Genomic DNA, 14,468 nt, shown 5'->3' with positions numbered 1-14,468 from the left:
TGTGGAATTACTCATCTCACACTTCACATTACACATTATACATTATTTATTAATCCTGCTCCATAGATCCTTCGACTTCGGGCTTCGCCCTACGCTCAGGATGACACTTCGTGTCACTTGTCCATGCTCTTGATCTGGTCCACGAATTCGCCGACTTCCTTGAATTCGCGGTAAATCGAGGCAAAGCGCACGTAAGCGACGGCATCGAGTTTCTTGAGTTCCTGCATCACCAGGTTGCCAATCTGCTCATAGCTGACTTCGAAGTTTTCAGTCACGGTCAAGGCGTTTTCCACGTTGGTCGCGAGCTGTTCTATGTCAGCAACAGAAACCGGACGTTTCTTGCAGGAGTTCATGATACCGCGCAGCAGCTTTTCGCGCTGGAACGGTTCATGTTCGCCGCTGCGCTTGATTACGGTCAGCGGCTGAAGTTCGATGTATTCGCGAGTGGTAAAGCGCTTGCCGCATTCGCAGCATTCACGACGGCGTCGAATGGAGGAACCGCTCACGCGGCTATCCACCACCTTGTCGTTATCTTTCTTGCAGAATGGGCAAATCATCTCTTTAATTATGATTTCAGAATTCGGATTTCAGAGTTAAAACTAATTAAATTCCGAATTCAGAATTCCGAAATCCGAATTATTAATTGTTCTTCTTAAATTCCTCGACGTTTGCCTTGAATTCAGCGAGGTATTCCTTCGCAGCAGCCACGACGGCTTCCGGAGTGTAACCGAATTCCTTTTCGAGCACGGCAGCCGGAGCAGAGGCGCCAAAGCGTTCAAGACCGGAGACCTTGCCGAAGCCACCCACGACCTGGGCGAACAGGAGCGGAAGGCCGCTGGACTTTGCGAACACCGGAGTCCAAGGAACGATGATGGAATCGCGGTAAGCCTTGTCCTGAGCCATAAAGAGGGCCGGGCTGATCATGGAGACCACACGGACCTTGAGGCCTTCGCCACGGAGGATTTCGGCGGCGTCGTGAGTCAGGAGCACGTCGGAACCGTTAGACACGAAGGTCAGGTCCGGGCGTGCGGAACCGCAGTTGTCGCTCACGATGTAGGCACCCTTGCGGCATGCCTTGGAGGCTTCGTAGCGTTTGTCACCAGGGAGCGTCTTCACGTTCTGGCGGGTAAGAATAATCGCGGTCGGGCGATCGTTGTTTTCAAAAGCCATTTCCCAGGCGGTCACGGTTTCGAAGGCGTCGGCCGGGCGGAGCACCAGCATTTCGGACTTGCCGTCTTCGCGCTTGAGGCCTTCGAGCAAACGGATCTGGGTTTCGTGTTCGATCGGCTGGTGCGTCGGGCCGTCTTCGCCCACGCGGAAGCTGTCATGCGTGTACATGAACTTGACCGGGAGCTTCATGAGGGCTGCCATACGGATCGCCGGCTTCATGAAATCGCTGAACACGAAGAATGTAGCACAAATCGGATAGAGGCCGCCGTGCAATGCGATACCGCAGCAGATGGCGCCCATGGTCAGTTCGGCAACGCCCACCTGAACGAAGGCGCCCTTGAAGTCACCTGCGCGGAAGATGCCGGTCTTGTTGAGGAAGGCCTGGGTGTTGTCGGAGTTGGAAAGGTCTGCGGAGCTGCAGATGCAGTTCTTCACGTTTTCGGCGAGGTAGCCGAGCACGGTACCGGAAGTCACGCGAGTAGCGACACCTTCCTTGAGTTCAAGCTTGGAAAGGTCGATCTTCGGAGCCTTGCCCGAGAGCCATTCCTTGAGGGTGGCGGCCTTTTCGGGATTCTTGGCATCCCAAGCGGCCTTGGCCTTCTTCCATTCGGCAACCTGCTTGCGAAGTTCTTCCTTACGGACTTCGAAGCCAGCCTTCACGTCGTCAAAAATCTTGAATGCATCGGCCGGATCGCCACCGAGGTTCTTCACCGTTGCGTCGGTAGAAGCGCCTGCTGCATTGAGCGGCTGACCGTGAGTAGAAACGGCACCTTCGAAGCTCTTGCCGTCTTCGGCGATGGCTCCCTTCGCCATGGTGGTGTGACCGATGATGATGGTCGGCTTTTCAGTTTCGGCCCAAGCGGCCTTGAAAGCCTTGCGGAGTTCTGCAATGTTGTGACCGTCTGCCACGTCAATCACGCGGAAGCCCCATGCTTCGTACTGACCAGCCAAGTCGTGGCTCATCACGTCTTCAACCTTGCAAGAGAGCTGCACCTGGTTCGCGTCATAGAAGAAAATGAGGTTAGAAAGCTTGAGGTGACCGGCAATACGGCCCACGCCGTAAGCGATTTCTTCTTCGAGGCCGCCGTCAGACACGAGGCATACGACCTTGTGCTGCAGAATGTCGCCAAAGCGTTCGACCATGAAGCGTTCGGCAATCGCGTTACCGAGGGCTACGGCATGACCGATACCGAGCGGGCCCGAGGAGTTTTCGATGCCGAGGGCGACATCGACTTCGGGGTGGCCCGGCGTGCGGGAGCCGAGCTGGCGGAAATTCTTGAGGTCATCCATCGAGAGGTTGCCGAGCATGGCAAGTTCGCCGTACAGGAGCGCGGACATGTGTCCGGGATCCATAAAGAAACGGTCGCGGGCTTCCCAGTAGGGGTTTTCGGGGTCAAAACGGAGAAATTCCGAATACAGGAGCGTAATGGCGTCTGCAGCGCCCATGGCTCCACCCGGATGTCCGGACTTTGCCTTCTGCACCATGGCAGCGGAAAGGATTCGAATGTTGTCAGCCGCTTTTGTAACCAACGCGTCTTGCACTTTTTTAACCTCTCTTTAGAATTAAGCGCCCCAAATTTAACTTTTTTTAGCCAATCTCTCAAGGTAAACCCACAGAAAACACCTTACAATCTCCTTATAATTAGTGAAAATGAGTGAAAAATGTTTTACCAAATCCGTGATAATATACGGCCGTTTTATATCTATTTTTGGGACAGGAAAAACAAAGGTCTCTTTATATGATAAAAAATATTTACAAACTAGCTTTAGTTACCTTGGCCGGCCTCATCGGAACAGCAAACGCTCTTGAGATTCGTCCGCTCACCGAAATTCTCTTCCCCACAAAAGTGAACCTCGCTTACGATAAGGGCGGCAACAAGGCTGATATCAAGTGGGAAACTGATCTTGTATTTATGATTGGCTCCGAAATCCTCGTCTCCCCCGAAAACATTCCTATCCGATTCGGTGGTGGCTTGGGCTATAAGAGCGCCCAGCAAAAGGGCAGCACCGTCGTAACGCCGGCAACCGTTCCTCTCTGGGGAACCATTTCGTACGATCCCATCAAGGACAAGTACGCCGTTTCTCCGTACATTGTCGCACGCGCCGGTACACTCGCTCCGCTTTCTAGCAACGGCAACTGGTGGGAACTCCCCCTCAACTTTGTCGTCCAGGGTGGTGTCGGTGTCATTTTGCCGTTCAACATCGGCCTCGAAGTCAACTACGACTACACTTCTCTCCTCAAGTCCTACAAGAGCATGGACACCAAGGTCAGGGCGTCGTCCGGCCGCGTAGGCGTTATGCTTTCTTACGGTTTCAACCTTTCTGGCGACAAGAAGCCGGCTGAAGAAAAATCCGAAAACCCCTACAGCATGGACGCTTTCCAGAACACTGAATCCAACGAACCGGAACCGCAGCAGGAAACCTCCGGTTTTGACTACTCCGGCGGAGCTTACGACTCTTCTGAACCGGACACCACGGCAACGACCTCTGAAACAGATTACGGCTACGGCGCCTCCGAAGAAACACCTTCCGAAGACACCACTGCCAGCGAATCTACGGAACCTGTAGCAGAAGAAACCCCGGCCGAAGAGCCTGCTACAGAAGAAGCTGCCGCAGAACCCGAAGCAGAGAGCGCTGCAGAACCGGAACCCGAACCGGCCGCAGAACCTGCTCCGGAACCGGAACCCAAGCCAGCTGTAAAAAAGAAGTCATCCAAGAAGTCTTCGAAGAAATCCAAGAAATCTTCCAAGAAATCTTCGAAGAAATCCAGCAAAAAGAGCAAAAAGAAGAAATAATGCTCACACAAAAATGAAATCGGATTAATTCCAAACGAACTAGGCGCCCTTGGGCGCCTTCATTATTTATATTTATAAAATGAAAGCTTTCATTATTGGACTTTTGAAGAATCTCGCCCATCCGGGAACCATTATCGGCCTTGTCGTATCAATTGCAATTCCGTTCCTGATTTACCTGGGTCCCAATATCGGGCACAAAGATACCATCAAGAATCTTGACCTGTACCTGCCGCTCCCGCTATTTATTATTCAGCTGATCGCTGCGGTTGTCATTTTCGCCCTCCTGCATAAAGATTTTCACGAATGGATCAAGGGCATTCTTCCTGAAAAGAAGATTTCCATTTTGATGCTCGCCTTTACCGCCGCGATTACGATTTTCGCCGGCACCCAGATCGAGGCCCGCCACCGCGTGCAAAGCGACGAAAGCGTGTTCATGTCGGTTGCCCAGAACATGTATTACAACCAGGAATCGGGCACCTGCAACCAGGGATACTTCGATAACGGCAAACTGAATTGCGTCGGTAAGTCGAATAGTTTCAAAACCAAGGGCCTCGCCTTCCTTTACCTGCTCGGCATGCCGCTCCTGGGCAACAACCTGCACTGGATTTTCCACATGGAGCTCCTGATGCTCCCGCTTGCAGTGCTTCTAATGTTCCTCGCGATTGTCGCCTGGACAAGGATGCCGCTCCTCGCCTTCTTTGCCGCACTCCTTACAGCATTACAGCCCACGGTGCTTTTCCAGTTCCGCGCCATGTCAGTGGAACCGCTCTACATTTTACTTTCCGCCCTTTCGCTATTGATTTTCAAGTGGGCATTTGACCGCAATACCGTCAAGCACTGGGCGCTTCTCGCACTTTCGTTGGCATTCTTCGCGCAGACCCGCCAAGAGACCGTCTTCTGCCTATTCGCCTTCATCCTGTTCGCCCTGCCCAAACTTTTGGACAGCAAGAGCGCCAAGGCTCCCACCTTTTTTGTGACGCTTTCTCTGTTCTCGGTCCCGGCACTTTTGACCATCAGCTACTTCCAGGGCTTTGGTTTCCAGGGTGGAGAATTCGAGGCCCACGGCCACTTCCTAGAAGACCTCAGCCGAAACTGGACCGAAATGACCAAGCCGCTCACCAAGAACGGCGAACTTGAAAACCCGTTTCTCACTTACTTTAATTACCTGTTCGTCATCGGTGCCATTTACCTGGTGGTCCGCGCCATTTGGGGCGCCAAGAAGAAGGAATACTTCTACCTTGAAATTCTCGCCTTCTTGCTCTTGTACCACATTCAGACATACGTGATTCTCGAAAACGTCTCGGGCGATTTCAGCATCCAAATCAACCAGCGCTACAGCTTGGTCATGCTGCCGTCGATGGCTTTTGTCGGCGCCCTCCCGGTAACCCACTTGGTAAAGCTGCTGATTGATTCCATGAGCGGCAAAGACGCCAAGCAGAATGCCATGACTGCCGCCCTGATTACGCTCGTTGCAGGCCTTATCTTTACCGGTTGGACCTTCCACTATAAAGAAGACTTCAACAAAAACATCATGTACAACCGCAACCACCTGACCATCGAAGAATACGAAATTCTGAGTTGGCTCAAGGAACAGCCGAAAAAGGAACGCATGTTCATATACGGCCGTCCCTGGCATTTTATCGGTTACGGCATTTCTTCGATTCATTACGACCGCGCCCGTCAAATGAGCTCCCTTGATCTCAAGAAACTCATCGACAAATACCAAGGCGAGGTCTACTACATTCGCGGCCTCGACTGTTGGGACAGCCAGACCTACCACAAGAAGGCGGTGGAACATCGCATTGCCACCACCTGCGACGTGTTTGAACGCGACATGGATTTGGAAGGCGTCAAGAACATTCTGATTACCAACAACTACTGGGTGCAAATCGCGAAGTTCAATGGACGCAAGGAATTCAACCCGCAAAAAATTATTGCCGTAAGCGACCTCGAGTTGAAATCGGCCTCCGGAGATTCCCTCGCTGAACAATCGCTCTTCTACCGATTCAGCCTGAACGAGACCGCAGCCATTGCAAACCAGTGGGACTACACCATTCTTTTCGATGGCGACACCATTGCGCACAACACATACTCTAACGGAAGCTTTAGCGGAAGCATTGCTAAAGACAAGTTAAAGTCTGGCTACAACCAGATGGAATTCGTGGTGCAGAACCGCGAAAACGGCAAACTCATGGCCGACATCCAGAAATTCTACTTTAACAATGCCGAAGGCGCCATGCAACTGACCGAATTGCCTTACGTAAGCCACAAGCAAGCTTGGGGCAAGCTCCACAAGAACACCTCGCTCGAAGGCAATACTTTCAAGGTCGGCGGCAAGCTCTACAATGACGGCTTTGGTACGCACGCTTCTTCCGAAACGGTATTCAATATCGAAGGCAAGTACAAGACTTTCAAGATGGGTTACGGCCTCGACGAAGAATCGCTCTGCAGCGATGGCGTCCAACTGCAAATCATTGCCGACGGAAACGTGATCCACGACAGTGGCCGATTCGCTCTGGGCAATTTAAAGGTTGCCGAAGTGAGCGTCGAAAACGTGAAGACACTTATCATCAAGACAAACTCTTACGAAGACATGGACTGCGACCATGTCGATATCATCAACCCCGCGCTTATTCCCTAGGTAAATCATGCTGTTATCTGTAATCATTCCTGTTTTTAACGAAGAAGAAATCGTCGCCGAAACCTACCGCGTTCTCGAAGAGGAACTCAAGAATATCGAGCACGAGCTCATCTTTGTAAACGATGGTTCCAAGGACAAGACCCGCGAAATCGTAGAATCGCTTTTGCCCCAGAATCCGAACAACAAGATTATCAACTTCAGCCGCAATTTCGGTCACCAGGCCGCTTTCAGCGCGGGCCTCGATCATTCTACCGGCGATGCAGTTGTCATTATCGACGGCGACTTGCAGGACCCGCCGAGCCTGATTCACGAAATGCTCGAAAAGTGGCGCGAAGGTTACCAGGTGGTTTACGCACAACGCAACAAGCGCAAAGGCGAAACCATTTTCAAGCGCTTTACCGCCTTCTGTTTCTACCGCCTGATCGGCAAACTCACGAGCATCGACATTCCGCCTGACACGGGCGACTTCCGCCTCATGGACCGCTGCGTCGTGAACCAGCTCAAGAACTTGCCCGAGCGTAGCCGCTTCTTGCGCGGGCTCGTCTGCTGGGTCGGTTTCAAGAAGATTGGCGTCAAGTACGACCGCGCCGAACGTACCGCAGGCACTTCCAAGTACCCGCTCAAAAAGATGGTGCGTCTCGCCCTCGACGGCATTACCGGATTCAGTTCTGCGCCGCTCAAGATCAGTTTCTATGCAGGACTCTTCGCGACCATCGTCGGTCTCGGCGTTTTGATTTGGTCCATCCTCGAAAAATTCCTGAGCCCTGCCACGACCGTTCCCGGCTGGGCATCGCTCATGACCGCCATCGTATTCTTTGGTGGCGTACAGCTGATGTCTATTGGCATTATGGGCGAATACATCGGCCGCATTTACGACGAAGTCAAACAGCGTCCGCTTTACATTGAAGACAAGAAGTAAACAGTGATTAGTGATGAGGAATGTGAAATGAGAAATGCATGACGAAACATTTCACATTACACATTACACATTTCACATTGAAATTGATTGCAAGAAGTTAAAAGGTTTTTATGCGCAATAAATTATTCGTTATGAGTGCCGCTAGCGGCGCAGGCAAGACCACCCTCAAGGATTTGGTCATCAAGGATTTTCCGGACATCAAGTATTCTATTTCGGCCACCACGCGCAAGCCGCGCGAAGGCGAAGTCGACGGTGTTCATTATTTCTTCAAGACTAAAGAAGAATTCGAAAAGCTCATCAAGGAAGATGGCTTGATCGAATGGAACGAAGTCCACGGCAATTACTACGGTACGCCCAAGAGCTTTGTCGAGCATACTCTCGCCGAAGGCAACCGCGTGTTGTTCGACCTCGACGTTTTCGGCAAAGTGAATTTTGACAAGGTCTACCCCGACGCTACGGGCATTCTGATTTTGCCGCCGAGCGAAGAAGAACTTGAAAAGCGTCTTCGCGGACGCGGTACCGACAGCGAAGAAGTGATTCAGCTCCGCCTTGCAAACGCCAAGAAAGAAATGGAATTCGCCAAGACCAAAGGCAAGTACGAATACGTCATCATCAACGACGACTTGCAGCGCGCCGCCAACGAACTCCGCGCAATCCTAAAGAAGAAAGATTAAAGTTTAATGCTCGCCCGTTTGAGGCGATCATTCAAGGCCATACCGACTCCGACATTCGGAATTGGGTCTACCAGAATCAAGTCGTACTTGGGGTCGTCCAAGTCGTGCATGTAGGCGTACAGCTTGGCTGTCGCCTCTAGCATATTGCCCGATTCCGACAGATTCAGCGTCGCAGGAATTACGCCGGGGTGATTGCCGAAGGCAATCCGCACGCAGTGTTCCGGAAGCGTAAAGCCAGCAGGAATTTCACCATAGAGCAGCGGAACCTGCGGGCGGTAGTGCGTATCGCACTGCCCCGGCGCTAGCATAGCTTGCCCCGGCTTAGAGGTCGATTCCTTAATCTTCACATCACCGATGACTTTTGCAATCATCTCGGGCGTTACAGCACCCGGCCTTAAAACAGTCGGCTCGCCCACCAGCGACACAATCGTACTTTCCACGCCCACGTCGCAGGGGCCTCCATCCACGATGCCCGCAAGGCCGCGGTCGGCGAGCTGAGCTGCCACGTGTTCCGCTGTCGTCGGGCTCACATGCTTGAACAAGTTCGCACTCGGAGCCGCAAGAGGCACGCCGGCCTTCCAAATAATTTCTTGCGCCACCGGGTGGCTCGGGAACCTCACCGCCACAGACGGGAGTCCGCTCGTACACAAATCCGGTATGCATTCCTTCTTGGGCAGAATCATCGTCATCGGGCCCGGCCAATAAGCCTTCGCCAGCGCATACGCCGCATCGGGAATATTTTCGGCAACATCAGCCAACTGCGAAATTTCGCAAATGTGAACAATCAGCGGGTCAAAAGTCGGGCGTTCCTTAATCGCAAAAATCTGCGCCAGGGCCGACGGCAAATAAGCATTACCCGCAAGGCCGTAAACGGTCTCGGTCGGAATCGCAACCACCTGTCCGTCGTGGAGCAGGCGCGCGGCATCGTCAATACTTGTCCAAGGAGGAAATTGCATTTTCAATTCAGAATTAAGAATTCAGATTTCAGCGTTAAAAATAGAAAAAATTGTTGTTCACATAAAAAAAGAGAACAGCGCAACGCTATCCTCTTTTTAATTATGATTTCACATTCAATAATAATTCCGAATTCAGAAATCCGGATTCAGAACTATTATGCTTCTGCCGGAGCAGCAGCCGGAGCTTCTTCCTTGTCCTTGCGGCCAAAGGCAAACACCTTATCACAGGCGGAATTGAAACGCTGCCACGTCTTTTCAGACTGTTCGCGCGGCACGGCTCCCACTTCCTTCCACAAACGGCGCAGGTGCTTCACCTTGTTCATCGAGGCACCGACAGTCTGCTCGTTCAAGTCAGTCAGCAAGTCTTCGGCCTGTTCGCAGAGCAACAGCTTTTTCTGCAAGTTATTCTGGCGAGCCTGTTCCTGAATGTCGAGCTGGTCGCGGCGGCGGGTAAAGAAGTCATCGCAAGCTTCACGGAACTTCTTGTAAAGATCCATATCTTCGATACCGCAGAATCCAAGTTCACGCCATTCCTTCTGGAGTTCACGAACCGCGTCTGCAAGCTGGTTAGAGCCTGCGCTTTCGGCAAACTGGCGAACCTTATCGATCATGGCATTCTTCTTTTCCTTGATTACGTCGAGCCCCTGAGCCAAGGTGGAATCGGCGTGTGCGAGGCGTTCGAGAATCTTGTTATAAACCGTATTGTAGCGGTTGCTGATAGATTCAATCGCTTCCTTCGGAACCATACCTGCGGCCTTCCATTCCGCTTCTACAGCCTTCAGTTCTTCAAGAGAACCCTGACCGGCAGCTTCCATGGCTTCAAGTTTTTCGCACAGAGCGTTCTTGGCATCCAGATTCTTCTGCTTCGAAGCATCCATTTCTTCAAAATGGGCGCGTTTCTTTTCGAAGAAGCTGTCACATGCCGTACGGAATCGATTCCAGATTTCGTCGGACTTGCTCTTCGGCACAGGACCCACGGCCTTCCAGGATTCCTGAAGCTGTTTTAATTTGTTCGAAGTAGCATTCCAGTCGTTTGATTCCTTGAGGGCTTCGGCTTCCATGCAAAGCGCCACCTTCTTTTCGTAGTTGGCTTCGCGGTTTTCGTCTTCGGCCTTCAGGTTTTCCTTGTGCTGTGCATAGTAGGCAGTCATTGCAGCCTTAAAACGTTCGGTCAATGCAGCCACATTTTCCTTAGGCACCATGCCAATGGCCTTCCACTGTTCCTGGATATCCTGCATGGCCTTGTACTTGTCCTTCCAGAACATTTCCGTGTTCTTGACAAGATCTTCAATCTTCGCGCAAAGGGCTTCCTTGTCGGCCAAGTTCTTCTGGCGTTCCGCATTCATCTCTTCGATAAAGCCGGCGCAGTTTTCCTTAATCTTTTCGTAGTTGCTCTGGAAATGATCGCGGTATTCCTGCAGCTTGGCGGCAGAGATAGGTCCGATTTCTTTCCAGCGGTTCGTAATATCCTTAAGCTTGGCAAGAACGGCCTGGCTACCCGGTTCCTTGGTCAGAGCATCCATTTCAAGGAGCAGGTCATCGCGGTCCTTTTCGTTATGCCAGTTTTCCCACTGCTGCATTTCCTGGAAGCGCGCCGTTGCGGCCTTGTATTCCTGCCACAAATCATGATACTTGAACTTGTTTTCGCCCACGATTTCTTTCCACTGCTGATAGAATTCGCGAACCTTCTTGTTCAAGTCGCGGAAGTCTTCATTTTCGTCGAGGGCCTTTACCTTTTCGATAATAGCCTTGAGCTTTTCGGAATTGGCTTCGAAACGCTTCTGTGAATCTTCTTCGTATGCAGAGATCTTGTTAGAGAGCGTGTTGCGGAGTCCGTTGTAAGACTGCAACATCGGGTCTTCGCCTTCCAACAGCGGAAGCTTTTCCCATTCACGCACAAGGGCATGCAAATGCTTCTTGGTCATGTCGTTCACGTCGGTATCTGCCAAGGCCTTAAGGCGTTCCAGCAGTTCCGGTCGCACCGATTCGTCGGTCGCTTCGGGCACGTCCACCACAACTTCTTTAACCTTGCGCAAATCCTGCACCTTGAAGGAGGCATTGTTGTAGCGTTTGGTCCAAGCGGAATCCATCAGGGACTTGCTTTCGGCACATTCAGCGAGAATGGCATCCACACGTTCGGCGTTGTCCGCCACCTTGTTTTCAGAAATCAAGGTTTCGAGTTCTTCGAGAGCCGCCGAGAGAGAGGCAATCTTTGCCTGCTTTTCGGCTTCGGCCTTTTCGGCTGCGATGCGTGCGGCATCGGCTTCGTCGCAGAACTTCTTGAAGCTTGCATAGACTTCGTCAATCGTCGCCTGCTTGTCGCCCATGCCAAGCTTTGCGGCTTCTTCCATCAAAGATTCAAACTGTGCCTTGACAGAGAGGGGTTCCTTCTGCGCAGCCAAGAAATGAGCTTGCTGTACAAGAGCTTCGCGCTTGCTAGCCAAGAGTTCGGCCGCCTTCTTACCGTTGTCTTCAGCTTCTTTTCTTGCGCGGATTCGTTCACTTGCAGCCTTGCGAACTTCGGGCTGTCTGGAGTTCTTTGCAATATCCTGGAGCAAGGAATCGGAGGTCACCTTGCGTGCAGCGGACATAGCGATGTCTTCATCCAAGTCGCGGTTAGCGGCAAGGGCCAGGACCGACTGCTTGGTACAAATCTTTACGAGTTCGGCACGAACGAGACCTGCGGTGTTCACACCCTTGAGCAAGTCTTCGGCATAGTGCGTATCCTTAAGGTCTTGCAGATAAGCGAGATCCTCGGCACTCGGTTGAGCCTCGGTTTTAAGCTTCTTGACCACTTCTTCCAAATAACGAGTCTTAGCCGTGCGCTTCACATCTTCGTCGGAATCTCGTTCTGAAATCTTTTTCAGAGTAGCAATGATGGACAACTTCTTTACGGCAGCAATCCTTACAGAAGCATCGGTATCAGACTCGGCAACACGTTCCAGGACATCCTGGTTGTCCGCACCCAATTCAGCGATTGCTTCCAGTCGCTTTTCGGGGTTGGAATTTTGCCACTTCGGTTTAAAGGCGTCAAATAAGCTCATAGAGATCTCCAATAGTATGGCAACTCCCAAAGGGGATTTGCATACTATAATCTAACAAAAAAAGTTTTTTGAAACAAAAAAGATTGTAAAATAGGCGCTTTTTGCGGTATTAACTATCTTTTAGCCCGTGACAAAACGAATCCCAAAACTTAGCGCCCCCGAAGAGGTTCATCAGAAGCTCAAGTCCGAATTGTTAACGGATTTTTGCGAAGTGTACATTCCCATGGCGCCCGATGTATACACCTACGGAGTGCCCGCCGGAGTAAGCCTTTGCCGCGGAGACGTTGTATGGGTTCAGTTTGCCACCCGTAAAAAGCCGGCCCTCGCCGTGGTCGCACGCGTCCACCAGGACCGCCCCAAGTTTGATGTGCGCCCCGCTTACCCGCACCAGTCGGGCTACCGCTTTAGCGAACGTTATATGGAAACGCTCGAATGGACGGCGCGGTATTACATTAGCACACCCATGAAGGCGCTGTTCGTTTTTTGGCCCGCCGATTTCGAGAAGTACCTGAACGCACTCGCCGCAGACAGTAGACAGTCGGAAGTAGACAGTAGACAGCCTACCCCAGTAGCTCCGGCGTTGACATTAGAACAAACTAACGCATTCAACACGCTTTGCGAAGAACTGGACAAAGACGGATTCCGCGGCGTATTGCTTCACGGCGTTACAGGTTCGGGAAAGACCCGCATTTACCAGGAGCTCGCCCGCGAAGCCTTGATGCGCCACAAGAAAGTTTTAATCCTCGTGCCCGAAATTGGACTCACGCCGCAAACGCGCAAGCGCTTCGAAGATTTCCTGCAAGTCCCGATTGTGGTTTTGCATTCCGCACTTTCGGCGCCCAAGAAACGCGAAGGCTACGTCTCGATTTTGAAGGGCGACGCGCAAGTGGTTCTCGGCACCCGCAGCGCGATTCTTGCGCCGTTTGATTTTGACCTCGTGATTCTCGACGAAGAACACGATCCCTCTTTCAAGCAGCAGGACCCGGCGCCGCGTTACCATACCCGCGAAATGGCATTCCACTTGGCGTACAAGTACGGAGCCCTCGTGGTGCTCGGCAGCGCCACGCCGAGCCTTGAAACATTCAACAACGCGAAAGCGAACAACTTAAAGACGGTTACGCTTAAGGAACGCGCCACGCAGGCACCGCTCCCGAAGGTGCAAATTGTCGACATGGGCAAGATGCGCCAGCAAAAGGGCATCCTCTTGTCGCCCGCGCTCCGCGAAGCATTGACCGATTGTATCGAGCGCGGGGACCAGGCGATTATCCTCATGAACCGTCGCGGTTTTTCGAAGATGCGCGTGTGTACCGAATGTGGCGAGACACTTTACTGCAAGCACTGTCATATTCCACTAGTGTACCATAAGCAATACCGCTCGCTCATGTGCCACTACTGCGCCGCCCTTTACCCGGTGAACACACCGTGTAGCGCCTGCGGCGCCGAAACTTACGAGTTTGTGGGCGGCGCGATCGAGATGCTCGAAGACGAAATCAAGGAATGGATTCCGAATGCGAAAGTGATTCGCATGGACCGCGACACCACGCAGAACGTGGGCGCCAGTGAAAAAATTCTAGATGCGTTCCGCAACCGAGAATACAACATTCTGCTTGGAACGCAAATGGTAGCCAAGGGCCACGACTTCCCGGGCGTGCAATTAGTCGGGGTCGTTGGCGCCGATAGCGGGCTCGGCATTCCCGATTTTCGCTCCACCGAAAGACTTTTCCAGCTGCTCAGCCAGACTGCAGGGCGCGCGGGTCGCGCCGGCGGCGAAGGCCTGGTACTTATCCAGACACTCAAGCCGTCTGAACCCGTGATGCAGTTCGCCGTGAACCACGACTTCATCGGATTTGCAAATAAGGAAATGGAAGACCGACGCGCCGCCTTCTACCCGCCCTTCTGCAAGCTCGTGGAAATCAGCTGCGGCAGCCGCGACGAAGATTTACTCCGCCACACCATGGAGCGTCTGGAATCACTTCTGCGCACCGACAAGAAACTTCTGGTTCTCGGCCCAGTCGATGCCTTTGTCCCCGTGGTCCAAAACACCCACTGGGCCAAGCTTTACATCAAGACCCAGGACTTAGCGCCTGTACGCAAGATTCTGCACCCCGTCATCAACGGCGCCAAGCCCTGGGTGCAAAACGTAGAAATCAAGGTAGAAATAGAATAATTTCTGTATTGTACAGACCAATTTTTCCACAATAAACTTTTTAGCCTGTACCAAAATGTCACATAGGCCAGATTTTTCAAAAAAAATGTGGCTTGTACAGGC

The 14,468-nt window shown here is 52.1% G+C and carries 9 protein-coding genes; 5 read left to right on the top strand and 4 right to left on the bottom strand.

Annotated features, from left to right (window positions below):
• Positions 1-113: 113 nt before the first annotated feature.
• Both nrdR and B7988_RS02325 read right to left on the bottom strand, forming a co-directional pair.
• Positions 114-557 carry a transcriptional regulator NrdR gene (gene nrdR, locus B7988_RS02330; RefSeq protein WP_073320887.1) on the bottom strand — a complete coding sequence of 148 codons (444 nt, stop codon included), beginning with the start codon at positions 555-557 and terminating at the stop codon, positions 114-116.
• Between the two features lie 82 nt (positions 558-639).
• Positions 640-2,712, bottom strand: a complete 2,073-nt coding sequence (locus B7988_RS02325) for a transketolase (RefSeq protein WP_088656687.1) — start codon at positions 2,710-2,712, stop codon at positions 640-642.
• Between the two features lie 197 nt (positions 2,713-2,909).
• On the opposite strand from B7988_RS02325, the gene B7988_RS02320 reads away from it, so the two are divergent.
• The 4 genes from B7988_RS02320 (at position 2,910) to gmk (ending at position 8,199) form a co-directional block, all read left to right on the top strand.
• Positions 2,910-3,965 (top strand): hypothetical protein, encoded by a 1,056-nt coding sequence (locus B7988_RS02320; RefSeq protein ID WP_141225531.1) that lies wholly within the window; start codon positions 2,910-2,912, stop codon positions 3,963-3,965.
• A 79-nt stretch (positions 3,966-4,044) separates the two neighbouring features.
• Positions 4,045-6,606 (top strand): NPCBM/NEW2 domain-containing protein, encoded by a 2,562-nt coding sequence (locus B7988_RS02315; RefSeq protein ID WP_088656799.1) that lies wholly within the window; start codon positions 4,045-4,047, stop codon positions 6,604-6,606.
• Between the two features lie 7 nt (positions 6,607-6,613).
• A complete protein-coding gene (locus B7988_RS02310) occupies positions 6,614-7,525 on the top strand; it encodes a glycosyltransferase family 2 protein (protein WP_088656686.1) in 912 nt (303 codons plus the stop codon).
• 110 nt (positions 7,526-7,635) lie between these two features.
• Positions 7,636-8,199 (top strand): guanylate kinase, encoded by a 564-nt coding sequence (gmk, locus tag B7988_RS02305; protein WP_088656685.1) that lies wholly within the window; start codon positions 7,636-7,638, stop codon positions 8,197-8,199.
• Here gmk and B7988_RS02300 read toward each other — a convergent pair.
• Both B7988_RS02300 and B7988_RS02295 read right to left on the bottom strand, forming a co-directional pair.
• On the bottom strand, positions 8,196-9,155 hold the full coding sequence (locus B7988_RS02300; RefSeq protein ID WP_088656684.1) for an L-threonylcarbamoyladenylate synthase: 960 nt from the start codon (positions 9,153-9,155) through the stop codon (positions 8,196-8,198). The genes gmk and B7988_RS02300 overlap by 4 nt on opposite strands.
• A 155-nt stretch (positions 9,156-9,310) precedes the next feature.
• Positions 9,311-12,199, bottom strand: coding sequence for a DUF349 domain-containing protein (locus B7988_RS02295; protein ID WP_088656798.1), 2,889 nt, complete (start codon positions 12,197-12,199; stop codon positions 9,311-9,313).
• 127 nt (positions 12,200-12,326) lie between these two features.
• Between B7988_RS02295 and priA the strand changes: the two genes are divergently transcribed.
• Entirely contained in the window at positions 12,327-14,366 is a 2,040-nt protein-coding gene (gene priA / locus B7988_RS02290; protein ID WP_088656683.1) for a primosomal protein N', read from the top strand.
• The last annotated feature ends 102 nt before the right edge of the window (positions 14,367-14,468 follow it).

This window comes from Fibrobacter sp. UWB1 (assembly GCF_002210325.1).
GTDB lineage: Bacteria > Fibrobacterota > Fibrobacteria > Fibrobacterales > Fibrobacteraceae > Fibrobacter.
The sequence above is the reverse complement of the archived record's forward strand: the minus strand, read 5'-3'. Positions and strand labels throughout refer to the sequence as shown.

What these genes read in the sequence shown, in the direction of transcription:
- B7988_RS02300 (WP_088656684.1), bottom strand. Translation starts at nt 9,155, where the DNA reads ATGCAATTTCCTCCTTGGACAAGTATTGACGATGCCGCGCGCCTGCTC.
- B7988_RS02315 (WP_088656799.1), top strand. Translation starts at nt 4,045, where the DNA reads ATGAAAGCTTTCATTATTGGACTTTTGAAGAATCTCGCCCATCCGGGA.
- nrdR (WP_073320887.1), bottom strand. Translation starts at nt 557, where the DNA reads ATGATTTGCCCATTCTGCAAGAAAGATAACGACAAGGTGGTGGATAGC.
- B7988_RS02320 (WP_141225531.1), top strand. Translation starts at nt 2,910, where the DNA reads ATGATAAAAAATATTTACAAACTAGCTTTAGTTACCTTGGCCGGCCTC.
- gmk (WP_088656685.1), top strand. Translation starts at nt 7,636, where the DNA reads ATGCGCAATAAATTATTCGTTATGAGTGCCGCTAGCGGCGCAGGCAAG.
- B7988_RS02310 (WP_088656686.1), top strand. Translation starts at nt 6,614, where the DNA reads ATGCTGTTATCTGTAATCATTCCTGTTTTTAACGAAGAAGAAATCGTC.
- B7988_RS02295 (WP_088656798.1), bottom strand. Translation starts at nt 12,199, where the DNA reads ATGAGCTTATTTGACGCCTTTAAACCGAAGTGGCAAAATTCCAACCCC.